The following is a 16311-nucleotide window of genomic DNA, read 5'->3' on the forward strand; positions in this document are numbered from 1 at the left end:
TGCTTTGCCCTTCGTTTGAGGTCCGCCCGGGCTCATGCTTCGGTCCGTGGTCAGCGCGATAGCTGCCAACATGATGCTGGTCCAGTGCGGTAATTCCGATGTGCCCATCTCATTGGCGTGCTCGGCAGAGGCCGGCGACAGTCCTGACCACGGCATCATCGGAACCGCGTCCCGGTTGGGACCTCGAAGGTCTGCGGTCAGGCAGACGTCAACGATATGGTTCTGATGTGAAGGCTCAGGCCGACTTGGCGAGCAATCGGTCTGAAGAGAATTCGGTGCCATCCGTCCACATCCGGTGAAGGATGGTACCGATGCGCCTTGCCAAAGCCACCATCGCACGCTTTGCACCTCGGCGTTTGGCGACTTGTGCGGCCCAGCTTCTCAGCCATGTCGAGCGACCCCGATGTATCATAACGGTAGCCGCCTGACACAAGGCTCTTCGCAGATTGGCGTCGCCAGCTCGCGTAATACCGCCGATCACGTCGCGCTCACCGGACTGGTTGCGCGAGGGTGTAAGGCCGACCCATGGACCCACCTTCTTGGACGATGAGAACCGCGCGGGATCATCGACCGCGGATCGGAAAGTTAAGGCGACGACCGCCCCGATGCCAGGCATCGTCATCAATAGCCGGCACACCGCGTCGTCCTTCGCAAGCAGACGGACCTGACGTTCGAGTCCCGCCAGTTCATGGCGAAGGCTGGTGCGCGCGCGTAACATCGGTCCGGACGCTGCTTGCAACATGGAATTGCCTTCCACCAACTGTTTGATCCTGGCGTCGAACTGGCCGCGCGAGATGGCGCCGACCTTCAGGCCGAAGTTTCTCAGCAATCCGCGCAATGACAGTTCCAGCGCGATCATGCCTTGTTGGATCGCCTTGCGGGCAGACAGAAGTGCACGAACTTCCTGTGCCGACACGGATTTACAATGTACGGGCCTGAACCAGCCCAGATGAAGCAGTCGGGCAATCCCTTCCGCGTCGCGCCGATCCGTTTTGATCGGCATTGCCTTCAGAGCACCCTTCACCTGTCGGGTTTCCATCAGAACAACTTCCAGCCGGGCATCGGCCAAACCGCGATGCAGCCACTGGGACAGCGGCCCGGCTTCAAGCCCTATGATAGCGACCGATCCCTCCAGGGTGTTTGCAAAATCCACGATCGCTTGGGGATCACTGAGAACCTGCGCTTCTTTTACGATCTTGCCGTGCTCATTGATTACACAGACCGCAGTCTTCGCCAGTGATACATCCAGTCCTATGAACAGCTTCATCCCATATTCCTCCGATTGAGACCGATACGGGAACAACGACAGCTTGCTGCGGGCAATTTCAAGATGCGTCAGCCGGTGGCGTGGCGCAGGCCCCGTTACAGCATCTCATTGATCACAGCCAGAAGATTACGGTAGCGGCGAGTGCGATGGCTGAGAGGAAGACCATAGGGCACCTGTCATAGCGTGTAGCGACGCGCCTCCAGTCCTTGATGCGGCCGAACATGATCTCGATGCGGTTGCGGCGTTTATAGCGGCGTTTGTCGTATTTAATGGTCTTGTTTCGGGATTTCCTGCCCGGGATGCAGGGAGTGATACCCTTTTCCTGTAGGGCGTCGCGAAACCAGTCGGCATCATAGCCACGGTCGGCCAGCAGCCATTGGGCCTCGGGAAGCTCGTCAAGCAAGGCGGCTGCACCGGTATAATCGCTGACCTGACCTGCCGTGATGAAGAAGCTGATCGGGCGACCGTTGGCATCCGTTACAGCATGAAGCTTGGTGTTCATGCCGCCTTTGGTGCGTCCAATCAGGCGTTCCGCGCCCCCTTTTTTACCCGCAGGCTGGAAGCCGTGCGGTGGGCCTTGAGATAGGTCGCATCGATCATGATCGTCTTGCGCTCTGGAGCTTGAGGCACTGCCAGACCTTCCATCATCCGCAGGAAGATGCCCTTGTCGCCCCAGCGTTTCCAGCGATTATAAAGTGTCTTGGAGGGGCCATATTCCTTCGGCGCATCGCGCCATCTGAGCCCATTGCGATTGACGAAGATGATGCCGCTCAGAACGCGCCGATCATCAACGCGAGGACGGCCGTGGCTATTAGGGAAATACGGCTGAAGACGTGCCATTTGCTCGTCTGTCAGCCAAAAGAGATCACTCATCATTCAGGCTCCTTCGAGCCCGTCTGAATCACAATCAGCGTGACAAATCAATGGGTCCTGACCCTAAGGTATTCAGTCGTGCAACATATCAAGTTCACATTCTGGGGCATTTTTTTAGTTTTGACCGTCCTGTGGCTGATTGAAGAACCTCACGTGTATGAGACGACAACTTTCTTCGCGCTTCGTGGGACCATGGTCCAGTACAGCGGAATTATCGCCATGGCTTCTATGAGCGTAGCCATGGTTTTGGCACTTCGCCCCCGCTGGCCGGAGCGGTGGTTCGGCGGACTTGATAAGATGTACCGCCTGCACAAATGGCTAGGCGGCGTGGACGAATTTGAGCCAGTATCTTGCGGTAGCAATATGAACCATGCTGATGAAGCTCTCGGCGAGTTGGTCGTATCGAGTAGCAATGGCGCGGTTGATTTTCAGTCTGCCAAACATCCGTTCGATTAGGTTGCGCTGTTTATACAGCGTGCGATCATATTCAATCTTCACGCGGCGGTTTGCTCTGCCAGGAATGACGGGCTTGATATTGCGGCTGGCAAGATCATCACGAATGGCATCCGCATCATATCCCTTGTCAGCAAGAAGCGCCTGTGGCGCTTGCTCGGGTAAGCTGATCAGAGTGTCGTAAGCCTTGCAATCTGCGGCTTCGCCAACCGTCAGATGGAAGGCAAGCGGTCTTCCTCTGGCATCAGCCAGACAGTGAAGTTTACTGGTGAACCCGCCCCGCGAGCGGCCAAGAGCGCGTCGATGAATCCCCCCTTTCCGCCCGCTGCCGAAATATGGGCCCGAACTGTGGTGCTATCGATGCTGTAGTGGCCGCTGTCAGCCATGATCTCAGCGAGCGTGATCGAAACAGCCTCCCAGACCCCGGCTTCGCTCCAACGCCGAAACCGCCGATAGATCGTATTCCAATTGCCGTATTTGGGTGGGACATCCCGCCAAGGCGTCCCGCAGCGAAGTCTCCAAAGTATGCCGTTGATGATCGCACGATTTTGCTCCGGACGACGACCGCGTCCCCGATTGACTGCTTCAATCGGCAATAAATCCTTCAGAACACGCCATTCGGATTCGCTCAGATCGCCTCGGCTCATGACTGCCTCCAAAAAGCAGTCTTGAATCAAGCTGCGATCAATTCGTCAACCAATTCGTCCACGCCGCCTAGGCATTGCGGCTCTCATCGTCTCGTTTATTCACTGGCTGTGGGGCAAGGGACCGAAATGGGCTGTTGGCTGGGGCTTGATTGAGCGCCCGGTACGCGGGACGAGACCGCCGCTGGAAAACCCGGTCGAGCAGTTTTTATTGGGCTTGCGCGGATCTGCAGAAGATCTGGGTGAATGGGCATTTTATATAGCAGCTCTGCTGATCGTTCTGGCTCTGGTCAAGTATTTTCCCTACCGGCTTTTTTACAAGACACACCGGCTTTTGGCCGTCGTCTATCTGGTGCTCGTTTTCCATACTGTAGTGCTGATGACGTTCAGATATTGGCTTTCACCCATCGGCATCGTGATGGCATTGCTTTTGGCTTCAGGCACCTTTGCGGCAGTGAAAGTACTTCTGCGACGTGTGGCTGTGAAACAGCAGGTTCTGGGCGAGATATCATCAATTCACTACTATCCCGGCGTACGGACACTTGAGGTCGAAATCGACGTCCCACAAGGCTGGCCAGGTCACAAGTCGGGCCAGTTCGCATTCGCGACATCGGACAGTTCAGAAGGAGCACACCCTTACACGATAGCTTCCGCATGGAATGAAGAAGATAAACATATCACCTTCATCACCAAGGAACTGGGCGATCACACCGACCGCCTGTACGAGAAGTTAAAGGTCGGGCAGGTTGTAAAACTCGAGGGCCCATATGGCTGTTTTGATTTTGACAACGGCCAACTACGCCAGATCTGGATCGGTGGCGGTATTGGCATCACGCCCTTCATTGCCGGCATGAAACATCTGGCGCAAGAGCGGATTACAAATCCAGATGCGCCACACAAGCTGATCGATCTATTTCACACCACGACCGATTACGACGAGAACGCTATCAATAAGCTGAAGGCCGATGCGCTGGCTGCCGGCATCCGGCTACATATCCTGGTAGACTCGCGCGACGGATTCTTGACCGGCGATCGCATTCGGGCTGCCGTACCAGATTGGCGTGAGGCCAGTATCTGGTTCTGCGGTCCGGCAGGTTTCGGAGAGTCATTACGCCGAGATTTTGAGGCGCAGGGCCTACCGGTCGCGAAACGGTTCCATCAAGAGTTGTTCGCAATGCGGTAGAAAACGATGTTCGCGCGAGCTGAAGCACAATCCGGGAAGCATTTTGAATAATCAATCGAACAAGGTCGGGATTAGTGATTTCGACATCGACCGTGTTCCGATTACATAGTGTGATCGCGCGTTTGTTTTGCTTCTCATTGGAAAGGTGGTTGCTTCCCGATAAGATGAAATACTGGCTTACGACTGGGCACCAGGCCCAGCATCAAACAGGAAGCAACCATGAAACAATTTATCGGCCTTGACATCTCATTAAAAGATACATTCTGTTTATACTTCAAACCCATTGGGTGAACTGCCCCCCATTTCGACCGGACAGTCGGCATAAGCAGAAAGGCTCAAGCACAGGCTTGGGTATAGGCTTATGTCTAACGAGTATCGACACGTTGAATTGCTGACGGGTGATGTTCGCCGCAGGCGGTGGACAACCGAGCAAAAGCTGACGATCATTGAGCAGAGCTTCGAACCAGGCGAGACGGTATCGTCCACCGCTCGCCGCCATGGCGTCGCGCCCAATTTACTTTATCGGTGGCGCAGGCTCTTGAGCGAGGGAGGTGCTGCAGCTGTGGATTCTGACGAGCCGGTGGTCGGCAATTCGGAAGTGAAGAAGCTGGAAGATCGCGTCCGCGAGCTGGAGCGCATGCTCGGCCGCAAGACGATGGAGGTCGAAATCCTTCGGGAAGCCTTGTCCAAAGCAGACTCAAAAAAACGGATATCGCGGCCGATCTTGTTGCCGAAGGACGGTTCGCGATGAAGGCCGTCGCAGATACGCTGGGCGTATCCCGTTCCAACCTCATCGAGCGGCTGAAAGGCAGATCGAAGCCGCGCGGCTCCTATCACAAGGCCGAGGATGCAGAGCTTTTGCCCATCATTCGCAGGCTGGTAGATCAAAGGCCAACCTATGGCTATCGGCGTATCGCCGCGCTCCTCAATCGCGAGAGGCGAGCCGCCGATAAGCCTGTCGTCAACGCCAAACGGGTCCATCGCATCATGGGCAACCACGCCATGCTGCTGGAGAAGCATACCGCCGTTCGCAAGGGCCGCATCCATGACGGCAAGGTCATGGTTATGCGATCCAACCTGCGCTGGTGCTCGGACGGTCTGGAGTTCACCTGCTGGAATGGCGAGGTCATTCGTCTCGCTTTCATCATCGATGCCTTCGACCGGGAGATCATTGCCTGGACGGCAGTTGCCAATGCGGGCATCTCCGGCTCGGACGTGCGCGATATGATGCTGGAGGCGGTCGAGAAACGCTTCCAGGCAACACGAGCCCCGCATGCTATCGAGCATCTCTCTGACAACGGCTCGGCTTATACCGCGCGGGACACGAGGCTGTTTGCTCAAGCCCTCAATCTGACGCCCTGCTTCACGCCGGTGGCCAGCCCGCAGTCGAACGGAATGTCCGAGGCATTCGTTAAAACCCTGAAGCGGGATTACATCCGCATCGCAGCACTACCGGACGCACAAACAGCGCTCCCGCTCATCGACGGATGGATCGAGGACTATAATGAAATCCATCTACATTCCGCGCTCAAGATGGCTTCCCCTCGGCAGTTCATCAGGGCTAAATCAAACTAGCCGACTTGTCCGGCGAAACGGGGAGCACTCCATTGGGAATCCTGAAAGGCAATAGCTTTTTCCAAGTTTTCAAACCAAACTATCTGATCAAGACAAATTCACACCTGCCACCTGATGTAGCGCAGATAGCGAGGGTATCTCTATGCAGCTATGATCCCGCGAGGTGATGAGGCCAAGATTGCGCAGTCTCGTGAAACTTCTACTCACGGTTTCAACAGTCAAACCTAAGAAGTCGGCGATATCCTGTCTTGGCATAGGAATATAAACGAAGCCTCTGTTGGGGGACCATTGAGCGAGAAGAATGATAAAGCATGATAATTTTTCGACTGGTGCCAGCCGACCCAGTATGAGTTGAATAAAGTTCGCCTTCCTTAACGAATCCTTTGTCTCGGCGTGAGAATATTGCTTAATTCTTTCATCTCTAACGATACACTCCTGGAATTTAATTTTAGATAGGGAGGTAATATTGCTTGTTACGATGGTTTCAATTGTCGATGAATAGTGTTCATCGTCGATAATCCCTATTAGTTCTCTTGGGAATATGAAGTGTGTTATCTGCCGCCGACCGTCGGGCAAGACTCTGAAAGCTCTTAATAAGCCCTCATTCACCATGTAAATCCGACCGATTTTGTCACCCTCTCGAGCTATGGTAACGTTCTGGGGAATGGTTTTATCAACACCATTGCATTGCGAGAATGCGATCGCTCCAGAGAGTTCATTGAATAGTGTTTTCCTGACCACAGTCGACGCGTCAAGGCTTATAACATTCGTTTTTTCAGAACTCATTTCGATGACCTGAAGAGTTAATATTGTGTCTTATTCTCAAAGTGGATGGCTCCATAAATCTAATCACTAACATCGTGCGAAATCCCACTATCCATTTGGGGTAGAGATGAGAAGATCAGACTGGTGAAGTATATCGGGTTTTGATGTGATGGAGTATAACTTTCGAGGCAGGCTCCGGTTTTTCGCTTCGGCGAACACCTCACACAAGACTTCGACAGCATCTGGAACCAGAACTATCCGAGTGATATTTTTCTATACTTGATGCTTCTTGATTGAAATCAATGCGGCTTATCTTGCAACCCATAAACTCAGGTCGGTTGCATTGAAAGAGAGCGGGATTAATGCATGAGTGACATCGCACAAGACGGCGATGGAAAACGATTTCGTTTTCCTACCGCATTCACCATTCTTTTTGGCCTCATTGTCATTGTCGCGGCGCTGACCTGGATCATTCCAGCTGGCCAGTACGAGCGAACCATGAATGCGGCTTTGAACAAGGAAGTTCCTATTGCTGGGACTTACAAGGTCGCTGAATCCAATCCGCAAGGTATTACAGATATATTCATGGCACCGATCGGAGGGCTTTATAATCCTTCGACCAATCAGGCCAACGCCATTGATGTGGCGGTGTTCGTTCTCATTATTGGTGGTTTTATTGGTGTCGTCACCTCCACTGGCGCGATTGATGCTGGCATTGGCAGCGCCATGGTTGCGCTCAAGGGGCGAGAGAAATGGCTAATCCCTGTGCTTATGGCACTGTTCGCCTTCGGCGGTACAACCTATGGCATGGCAGAGGAAACGCTTGCCTTCTATATGCTTTTGCTTCCAATCATGATAGCGGCGCGTTTCGATGCAGTAACTGCGGTCGCTGTCATTTTGCTTGGTGCAGGCGTCGGCGTTCTTGGTTCGACAGTCAATGCATTCGCTACGGTCATTGCCTCGGATGCTGCGGGCGTACCTTTCACTAACGGCCTCGTGTTGCGCTGCATCATATTGGGACTTTGCTGGCTGGCCTGTGTGATCTACGTGATGCGCTATGCCGAACGGGTGCGGCAAGATCCTACAAAATCGCTTGTCTATGACATGAAGGCGGCTAACGAAAAGCACTTTCTAAGTGCGCATGAAGGTGAAAAGGCTAACTTTACACTTTTGCACAAGATCGTACTCACGGTTTTTGGTGTCACCTTTGTCGTCATGATCTGGGGCGTGTTGAAAGGCGGCTGGTGGATGGGGGAAATGAGCGGGTTGTTCCTCGCTTCAGCCATCCTGATCGGCTTTATCACACGCCCTGGTGAGGCAAGTTTTGTCGACAGTTTCGTCAACGGTGCACGCGACCTGCTTGGCGTGGCGCTGATCATTGGCCTGGCGCGCGGCATCGTCGTGGTCATGGACGCTGGCAAGATCACAGATACCATCCTGCACTGGGCGGAGCTTTCCGTCTCCGGGTTGGGTAAGGTGGCCTTCATCAACGTGATGTACTGGCTTCAGGTACTTATGTCCTTCTTCGTGCCGTCTTCGTCCGGTCTGGCGGTCCTTTCCATGCCGATCATGGCACCTGTGGCAGATTTCGCCGGCGTTGGCCGCCAGTTTGTGGTCACCGCCTATCAGTCTGCAAACGGGCTCGTGAACCTGATCAATCCGACTTTTGCGGTCGTAATGGGTGCCTTGGCCATCGGTCGCGTTCCCTATGAACGCTGGTTGCGCTTCATGTGGCCGCTGCTTTTGATCCTGACCATTATCATCATGGCGTGCCTGAGCGCCGCTGTTCTGCTTGCCTGAAGGAGATTGCAATATGAGCTTAACTTATGGTGTTCATTCTGAAGTTGGCAAACTGCGCCGTGTCCTCGTCCATCGTCCGGGCTCGGCACTTGCTCGCCTGACGCCATCGAACTGTCATGAGCTGCTTTTCGATGACGTCATCTGGGTGAAGCAGGCCCGTGTCGAACATCTCACTTTTGTCGATGCCATGAGACATCGTGGCGTGGAGGTTGTCTTTCTGCGAGAGATGCTGGCAGAGACGATGCAGGATGCCGAGGCCCGGCGCTGGCTTCTGGAGCGCCGTGTCAACGAGAATACCGTAGGCGTTGGTTTGGCCGACGATTTGCGATCATACCTCATGGAGATTGACGCCGATGCCTTGTCGCTGATCCTGATGGGCGGTTTGAGTAAAACCGAACTGCCAATCGAGGGGCGGGGGCTTTTCGCGCCAACATTGCGTCCGGAGGATTTCGTCCTGCCGCCTCTGCCCAATCATCTGTTCACTCGCGATACAACCTGCTGGATCGGTGGTGGCGTCACGCTCAACCCGATGCGTTGGAATGCACGCAAGCTGGAAACAGTCAATATCACGGCCATCTATCGTTTCCATCCGGATTTCCGCGATGCGGGCTTCCCGGTCTGGTGGGGTGATCCCGATACGGATTATGGGCTTGCCACATTGGAGGGTGGAGATGTCATGCCACTTGGAAACGGCATTGTTCTTGTCGGTATGGGTGAGAGGAGCACGCCGCAGGCGGTGGGGCAACTGGCGCGCGCATTGTTTCAGAAGGGGGGGGCTGAGCATGTGATCGCCTGCAAGCTGCCTGTAGAGCGTTCATCCATGCACCTGGATACTGTGTTCAGCTTTTGCGATCGTGATCTCGTGACGCTCTTTGCCGATGTTGCAGAAAAGATCGAGCCCTATTCGATCCGTCCGGGCAAGACAAAAGATGAAATAGACGTCAGGGCGGAAGGACGCAAGCTTACCGAGGTTGTTGCTGAAGCGCTGGGACTGAAGAAGTTGCGCGTTGTTGAAACGGGTGGTGATGCTTACGTCGCCGAGCGCGAGCAGTGGGATGACGGCAACAATGTCGTTGCACTGGAGCCGGGTGTGGTCATTGCCTATGACCGCAATACCTACACCAATACACAATTGCGCAAGGCAGGCGTCGAGGTCATCACCGTGCCCGGTGCAGAACTCGGGCGCGGGCGAGGCGGCGGCCACTGCATGACCTGTCCATTAATACGCGATCCAGTTTGAGGAGACGAAAATGCCAGTCAATATCAAGGGCCGTAGCGTCCTGAAGTTGCTCGATTTCACGCCGGATGACATCCGGTTCCTGCTAAAGCTCTCGGCCTCATTGAAACAGGCCAAATATGGCGGTTATGAAGATCAAAGGCTGAAAGGCAAGAACATTGCGCTGATCTTTGAAAAAGACTCCACTCGCACGCGTACCGGGTTCGAGGTCGCCGCCTATGACCAGGGTGCACATGTTACCTATCTGGGGCCCACCGGTACCCAGATAGGTAAGAAGGAATCCATGAAAGACACAGCCCGCGTGCTTGGTCGTGTCTACGACGCTATCGAATATCGCGGCTTCGGGCAGGAACAGGCGGAGATTCTGGCGAAATGGTCGGGTGTGCCGGTTTATAATGGTCTGACAGATGAATTTCATCCGACCCAGATTCTGGCCGACTTTCTTACCATGCGCGAATATACCCGCAAACACCTGTCGCAAGTCACCTTCGCCTTCCTCGGCGATGCCGGCAACAATATGGGCAATTCACTCCTGACAGGGGCGGCACAGATCGGCATGGATGTGCGCCTTGCCGCACCGAAAGCCTGTTGGCCAGAACAGGAACTGATCGATCGCTGTCGGGAAATCGCGCTTCAGACCGGTGCGCGCATTACACTCACCGAAGACCCCGTAGCCGCCGTCAAGGGATGTGATTTTATCTATACGGATGTCTGGGTATCGATGGGCGAGCCGGATTCGGTGTGGGCAGAACGTATTGAACTGCTGACGCCCTACCGTGTGACGCCGGAGATCATGGCGGCGGCTGGCAATCCGCATGCGAAGTTCATGCATTGTCTTCCAGCCTTCCATAATCGCGAGACGGAGATCGGAGAGAAGATATTCGAGAAATTCGGCATCGACTGCATGGAGGTGAGCGAGGCGGTCTTTGAATCAAACGCTTCTATCGTTTTCGATCAGGCGGAAAACCGCATGCACACTATCAAGGCAATACTCGTAGCAACGTTGGGAAGTTGACATGCGGATCGTTGTGGCTCTGGGAGGTAATGCGCTTTTAAAACGTGGAGAGCCAATGACCGCCGAGGTCCAGCGCGCCAATGTACGGAAAGCCGCAAAAGCGCTGGCCGAGCTTGCACGTAACCACAACATCGTGGTTGCGCATGGCAACGGTCCGCAAGTCGGGCTTCTGGCACTCCAGGCTTCCGCTTATGCGGATGTCCCCGCTTATCCGCTCGATATTCTGGGGGCAGAAAGCGTCGGTATGATCGGCTATCTGGTAGAGCAAGAACTGACCAATGCCTTGCCCACGCAAACGCGGCTCGCCACGCTCTTGACCCAGATTGAGGTGAATAGTGACGACCCGGCCTTTTCCCATCCGGAAAAACCCATCGGTCCCGTCTACGACAAAGCAGATGCCGATCATGTACGGGCGGAACATGACTGGGCGCTCATCGAAGAGAGTGAGGGAAAATGGCGGCGCGTCGTGCCGTCGCCGCGTCCGCAACGGATCACTCAGATCGAAGTCATCCGACTGCTGGTTGAATCTGGCGTTGTCGTCATCTGCGCGGGCGGTGGCGGTATTCCGATTATACGTAACGAGCAGGAGGAAATCGAGGGCGTAGAAGCGGTGATTGATAAGGACCGGGCAGCAGGGCTTCTCGCAGAAGAACTCAATGCCGACGCTTTCCTGATGCTCACAGACGTGGACGCTGTCTATAGCAACTGGGGAACGCCGGCCCAGCATCCGATCAGCAGGGCGACGCCAGCAGAACTCTCAACGCATAAGTTTGCTTCCGGTTCAATGGGCCCCAAAGTCGAAGCGGCCTGCGCTTTTGCTTCCCATCCCGGCCGCATCGCGGGGATAGGACGGCTCGAAGATGCGGCAGCGCTCCTTTTCGGTCGGGCTGGCACAGTGATAAAAATATAAGGTCGGCTAGCGTCCCGGCGCTTGGAGTACACCCTGGACTTAGGGTCAGGACCCATTGATTTGTCACGCTGATTGTGATTCAGACGGGCTCGAAGGAGCCTGAATGATGAGTGATCTCTTTTGGCTGACAGACGAGCAAATGGCACGTCTTCAGCCGTATTTCCCTAATAGCCACGGCCGTCCTCGCGTTGATGATCGGCGCGCTCTGAGCGGCATCATCTTCGTCAATCGCAATGGGCTCAGATGGCGCGATGCGCCGAAGGAATATGGCCCCTCCAAGACACTTTATAATCGCTGGAAACGCTGGGGCGACAAGGGCATCTTCCTGCGGATGATGGAAGGTCTGGCAGTGCCTCAAGCTCCAGAGCGCAAGACGATCATGATCGATGCGACCTATCTCAAGGCCCACCGCACGGCTTCCAGCCTGCGGGTAAAAAAGGGGGCGCGGAACGCCTGATTGGACGCACCAAAGGCGGCATGAACACCAAGCTTCATGCTGTAACGGATGCCAACGGTCGCCCGATCAGCTTCTTCATCACGGCAGGTCAGGTCAGCGATTATACCGGTGCAGCCGCCTTGCTTGACGAGCTTCCCGAGGCCCAATGGCTGCTGGCCGACCGTGGCTATGATGCCGACTGGTTTCGCGACGCCCTACAGGAAAAGGGTATCACTCCCTGCATCCCGGGCAGGAAATCCCGAAACAAGACCATTAAATACGACAAACGCCGCTATAAACGCCGCAACCGCATCGAGATCATGTTCGGCCGCATCAAGGACTGGAGGCGCGTCGCTACACGCTATGACAGGTGCCCTATGGTCTTCCTCTCAGCCATCGCACTCGCCGCTACCGTAATCTTCTGGCTGTGATCAATGAGATGCTGTAACGGGGCCTGCGCCACGCCACCGGCTGACGCATCTTGAAATTGCCCGCAGCAAGCTGTCGTTGTTCCCGTATCGGTCTCAATCGGAGGAATATGGGATGAAGCTGTTCATAGGACTGGATGTATCACTGGCGAAGACTGCGGTCTGTGTAATCAATGAGCACGGCAAGATCGTAAAAGAAGCGCAGGTTCTCAGTGATCCCCAAGCGATCGTGGATTTTGCAAACACCCTGGAGGGATCGGTCGCTATCATAGGGCTTGAAGCCGGGCCGCTGTCCCAGTGGCTGCATCGCGGTTTGGCCGATGCCCGGCTGGAAGTTGTTCTGATGGAAACCCGACAGGTGAAGGGTGCTCTGAAGGCAATGCCGATCAAAACGGATCGGCGCGACGCGGAAGGGATTGCCCGACTGCTTCATCTGGGCTGGTTCAGGCCCGTACATTGTAAATCCGTGTCGGCACAGGAAGTTCGTGCACTTCTGTCTGCCCGCAAGGCGATCCAACAAGGCATGATCGCGCTGGAACTGTCATTGCGCGGATTGCTGAGAAACTTCGGCCTGAAGGTCGGCGCCATCTCGCGCGGCCAGTTCGACGCCAGGATCAAACAGTTGGTGGAAGGCAATTCCATGTTGCAAGCAGCGTCCGGACCGATGTTACGCGCGCGCACCAGCCTTCGCCATGAACTGGCGGGACTCGAACGTCAGGTCCGTCTGCTTGCGAAGGACGACGCGGTGTGCCGGCTATTGATGACGATGCCTGGCATCGGGGCGGTCGTCGCCTTAACTTTCCGATCCGCGGTCGATGATCCCGCGCGGTTCTCATCGTCCAAGAAGGTGGGTCCATGGGTCGGCCTTACACCCTCGCGCAACCAGTCCGGTGAGCGCGACGTGATCGGCGGTATTACGCGAGCTGGCGACGCCAATCTGCGAAGAGCCTTGTGTCAGGCGGCTACCGTTATGATACATCGGGGTCGCTCGACATGGCTGAGAAGCTGGGCCGCACAAGTCGCCAAACGCCGAGGTGCAAAGCGTGCGATGGTGGCTTTGGCAAGGCGCATCGGTACCATCCTTCACCGGATGTGGACGGATGGCACCGAATTCTCTTCAGACCGATTGCTCGCCAAGTCGGCCTGAGCCTTCACATCAGAACCATATCGTTGACGTCTGCCTGACCGCAGACCTTCGAGGTCCCAACCGGGACGCGGTTCCGATGATGCCGTGGTCAGGACTGTCGCCGGCCTCTGCCGAGCACGCCAATGAGATGGGCACATCGGAATTACCGCACTGGACCAGCATCATGTTGGCAGCTATCGCGCTGACCACGGACCGAAGCATGAGCCCGGGCGGACCTCAAACGAAGGGCAAAGCAAGTCAGGCAGCGGCGAAAGGGGATCTGTCGGGATTATTTACCGCAATGGCACCATGACGGCGCGGCTGCGGTCGTCACTTTTTGCTTGACTGGAACGGCCCCGTTACCGAAGTCCTGACCCTAGCAACAATGGAAGCTGCGGCGTCTCACACGATGTTGTCATTCAAAACAACTCACGACGGTAGCGTTGTATTCAAGGATATCGAAGTGCGGTGCAACGTCTTTGGACCTTCCGTGCTGGGCACACTAGAACTCTCAGAGCGAACTGTGGACGTCAAGACCGGGGAAACTGTGATGTTTACAGGTAGCGCCGCCAATCTCCGCACTATCGTTTTGACTCTGGCTCAAAATTGGCCGTGGGGCAGCGGCACAATCGCCCTCCCGGCAGATGCTGACACGCTCTTTTTGTCCCGCGACACGTGGTTGCCGGAGGAGTCGATAGGTAGTGTGCTGGAATACCCAGATGATCCGAGAACTGACAACATGGAAGTATATCGTAAGGCGCTGAAGACAGTTGGTCTGGAGCGACTAAGCGAGCAATTAGAAAAACCTTTCCGGTGGGATCGGCTACTCAATCATGAAGATCAGATGCGTTTGAGTTTTGCCAGACTACTCATCCGTCGGCCCCGATGTGTTGTCATGGACGATACCTTCGAAGGTCTCGATACACAAACCGCAGCAGCTTTGTGCAGTATTCTTCGTGAACAATTCGCGCCAACCACACTTTATTTTGGAACAAGTCAGGTCTTCCTCGATTCTTTCTCCCCTCGAGTGATAGAAATTAGAGGAAAGGAATTACAGTGAGGAGTCAGTTATCATGGGAGCTTTAATCAATCCTCCGTCGAAGCTAATCAGCGCGGAGGGCGATGAGATCGAATGCAAGTTTGCACTTGAACCAAGCTTTGTGTGCTTGGTTTCTGAAGCAAAGAATGCCGGATGGGATGAACTGCAAGTCGCGTTCTCATTAATATCCTTATGTGATTCAATTATTTATGGGGTTAAGCCGAAGGACTGAAATGACTAGAATGTGGTGTTTTGAAACAGTGAGCCCTTAGCTTGAACCAGGGATAAAGCCACTAATGTTGATTACGCTCAATGCATCGCATTTGCCGATCAGTCAAAGAGGTTATATTTCATAATGGAGGTTTTATGGACAGCGTCTTGCTGACGTTCAATACAGGATCATCGACCGTCAAAATCGGCAGTTTTGAATATGATGGTTCGTCTTTGCAAAAATCGGCAAAAGCAGACATCGATTTTGCCGCGACTCCGTTGAATTTTCATATGGAACGCGGCAAGGAACGGCTGGATATTGAACTGCAGACGCAAGAGTCAGCCGATATTGTTGCTGTTCTCAGCGAAGTTTTTGACAAGCTTTCAGCCTATATCGAACTTTCCCGTGTCAAAGCAATTGGCCATCGTGTCGTGCATGGCGGCGATATTTTTGCAGGTCCTGCATTAATTGATGATCGCTCAATTCAGGCCATTGACGATTTGTCGGCCTATGCGCCGCTCCACCAGCCTAAAAGTCTGGCGCTGATTAAAGCAATCCGTCAGCTTTTCCCTGATATTCTGCAAACAGCTTCTTTTGACACAGCGTTCCATCGCACTATGCCGGATGTGATCCGCCGCCTTGCCATTCCACGGGCGATGCACGATCAGGGCATCAAGCGTTATGGTTTTCATGGCCTTTCTTACCAATCCATCGCGCAACAGTTTAACGAGCTTCAGCCCGATTTAGGCCGTAAGAAACTTGTTGTTGCGCATCTTGGCAGCGGTGCCAGCATTTGTGCACTCGATCAGGGTAAAAGTGTTGATACCAGCATGAGCTTCTCCACGCTTGACGGTATTCCGATGGCAACACGCTGCGGCAATATTGATGCCGGTGTGCTGCTGCATCTGTTGAGCCGGCAGAATATGAGCGCCGATGAGGTGACCGATATGCTTTATCATCGCTCCGGCCTGCTCGGTGTTTCAGGCATCAGTGGTGATTGCCGAGACTTGCTGGCAAGTGATGCACCTGAGGCGAAGCAAGCGATTGATCTTTTCACCACCCGTATTGCCGGTGAAATCACTCGACAGGCGACCAGCCTTGGCGGGGTGGATGCCGTTATTTTTACCGCCGGCATTGGTGAACACCAACCGGAAATCCGTGCCCGCATTGCTCGCAAATTACAATGGCTCGGCCTTGAGCTGGACGATACGGCCAACAACAACAATGCTTTCCGCATCACCACGCCATCAAGCAAAATCGCGGCCTTCATGCTCGCAACTGATGAAGAGCAAGTGATTGCTTCTGAAACTCTCACTGTTTTAAACTAATCCTCCCAATAGGTTAAGGAA

At 54.5% G+C, this 16311-nt stretch carries 12 protein-coding genes and 2 pseudogenes; 10 read left to right on the forward strand and 4 right to left on the reverse strand.

The features are described from left to right. Positions 1–235: 235 nt before the first annotated feature. From OANT_RS24350 to OANT_RS27480, 3 genes and pseudogenes are all read right to left on the reverse strand, one after another. Positions 236–1267, reverse strand: a complete 1032-nt coding sequence (locus OANT_RS24350) for an IS110 family RNA-guided transposase (protein ID WP_011983025.1) — start codon at positions 1265–1267, stop codon at positions 236–238. Between the two features lie 112 nt (positions 1268–1379). Next, positions 1380–2140 (reverse strand): IS5 family transposase gene (locus tag OANT_RS26090; RefSeq protein ID WP_086000526.1). Its coding sequence is split into 2 segments (ribosomal slippage): positions 1380–1816 and positions 1816–2140, totalling 762 coding nucleotides; the frame shifts between segments, so codons are not numbered across the junction. 318 nt (positions 2141–2458) lie between these two features. Further along, positions 2459–3240, reverse strand: a pseudogene (locus OANT_RS27480) (IS5 family transposase). A 67-nt stretch (positions 3241–3307) separates the two neighbouring features. On the opposite strand from OANT_RS27480, the pseudogene OANT_RS24375 reads away from it, so the two are divergent. Both OANT_RS24375 and OANT_RS24385 read left to right on the forward strand, forming a co-directional pair. Beyond that, a pseudogene (locus OANT_RS24375) lies at positions 3308–4420 on the forward strand (ferredoxin reductase family protein); the annotation flags it as partial. Positions 4421–4781: 361 nt separating this feature from the next. Beyond that, positions 4782–5995, forward strand: a protein-coding gene (locus tag OANT_RS24385) for an IS3 family transposase (RefSeq protein WP_148209300.1) whose coding sequence is annotated in 2 segments (ribosomal slippage) — positions 4782–5118 and positions 5118–5995 — 1215 coding nt in all. Because the reading frame shifts where the segments join, the coding sequence is not laid out codon by codon here. Between the two features lie 87 nt (positions 5996–6082). Here the strand turns inward: OANT_RS24385 and OANT_RS24390 are convergent. Next, entirely contained in the window at positions 6083–6781 is a 699-nt protein-coding gene (locus OANT_RS24390) for a Crp/Fnr family transcriptional regulator (RefSeq protein WP_011983030.1), read from the reverse strand. Between the two features lie 345 nt (positions 6782–7126). Here OANT_RS24390 and OANT_RS24395 point away from each other — a divergent pair, with 345 nt between their 5' ends. The 8 genes from OANT_RS24395 (at position 7127) to OANT_RS24440 (ending at position 16290) form a co-directional block, all read left to right on the forward strand. Beyond that, positions 7127–8560, forward strand: a complete 1434-nt coding sequence (locus OANT_RS24395; protein WP_011983031.1) for a YfcC family protein — start codon at positions 7127–7129, stop codon at positions 8558–8560. A gap of 13 nt (positions 8561–8573) precedes the next feature. Further along, on the forward strand, positions 8574–9800 hold the full coding sequence (arcA, locus tag OANT_RS24400) for an arginine deiminase (RefSeq protein WP_011983032.1): 1227 nt from the start codon (positions 8574–8576) through the stop codon (positions 9798–9800). 10 nt (positions 9801–9810) lie between these two features. Further along, positions 9811–10812, forward strand: coding sequence for an ornithine carbamoyltransferase (gene argF, locus OANT_RS24405; protein WP_011983033.1), 1002 nt, complete (start codon positions 9811–9813; stop codon positions 10810–10812). A 1-nt stretch (position 10813) separates the two neighbouring features. After that, complete coding sequence (arcC, locus tag OANT_RS24410) at positions 10814–11722, forward strand: carbamate kinase (protein WP_011983034.1); 909 nt, start codon at positions 10814–10816, stop codon at positions 11720–11722. A 106-nt stretch (positions 11723–11828) separates the two neighbouring features. After that, positions 11829–12589, forward strand: a protein-coding gene (locus OANT_RS26100) for an IS5 family transposase (RefSeq protein WP_086000527.1) whose coding sequence is annotated in 2 segments (ribosomal slippage) — positions 11829–12153 and positions 12153–12589 — 762 coding nt in all. Because the reading frame shifts where the segments join, the coding sequence is not laid out codon by codon here. Between the two features lie 112 nt (positions 12590–12701). Further along, the gene (locus OANT_RS24425; RefSeq protein WP_011983025.1) at positions 12702–13733 is read left to right on the forward strand and encodes an IS110 family RNA-guided transposase; all 1032 of its coding nucleotides are present in this window, start codon (positions 12702–12704) and stop codon (positions 13731–13733) included. 316 nt (positions 13734–14049) lie between these two features. Further along, a complete protein-coding gene (locus tag OANT_RS24430) occupies positions 14050–14772 on the forward strand; it encodes an ABC transporter family protein (protein ID WP_011983036.1) in 723 nt (240 codons plus the stop codon). 345 nt (positions 14773–15117) lie between these two features. Then, a complete protein-coding gene (locus tag OANT_RS24440; protein WP_040128197.1) occupies positions 15118–16290 on the forward strand; it encodes an acetate/propionate family kinase in 1173 nt (390 codons plus the stop codon). Positions 16291–16311: the final 21 nt, after the last annotated feature.

It is taken from the genome of Brucella anthropi ATCC 49188 (assembly GCF_000017405.1).
Lineage (GTDB): Bacteria > Pseudomonadota > Alphaproteobacteria > Rhizobiales > Rhizobiaceae > Brucella > Brucella anthropi.

What these genes read in the sequence shown, in the direction of transcription:
- arcC (WP_011983034.1), top strand. Translation starts at nt 10,814, where the DNA reads ATGCGGATCGTTGTGGCTCTGGGAGGTAATGCGCTTTTAAAACGTGGA.
- arcA (WP_011983032.1), top strand. Translation starts at nt 8,574, where the DNA reads ATGAGCTTAACTTATGGTGTTCATTCTGAAGTTGGCAAACTGCGCCGT.
- OANT_RS24395 (WP_011983031.1), top strand. Translation starts at nt 7,127, where the DNA reads ATGAGTGACATCGCACAAGACGGCGATGGAAAACGATTTCGTTTTCCT.
- OANT_RS24425 (WP_011983025.1), top strand. Translation starts at nt 12,702, where the DNA reads ATGAAGCTGTTCATAGGACTGGATGTATCACTGGCGAAGACTGCGGTC.
- OANT_RS24440 (WP_040128197.1), top strand. Translation starts at nt 15,118, where the DNA reads ATGGACAGCGTCTTGCTGACGTTCAATACAGGATCATCGACCGTCAAA.
- OANT_RS24350 (WP_011983025.1), bottom strand. Translation starts at nt 1,267, where the DNA reads ATGAAGCTGTTCATAGGACTGGATGTATCACTGGCGAAGACTGCGGTC.
- argF (WP_011983033.1), top strand. Translation starts at nt 9,811, where the DNA reads ATGCCAGTCAATATCAAGGGCCGTAGCGTCCTGAAGTTGCTCGATTTC.
- OANT_RS24390 (WP_011983030.1), bottom strand. Translation starts at nt 6,781, where the DNA reads ATGAGTTCTGAAAAAACGAATGTTATAAGCCTTGACGCGTCGACTGTG.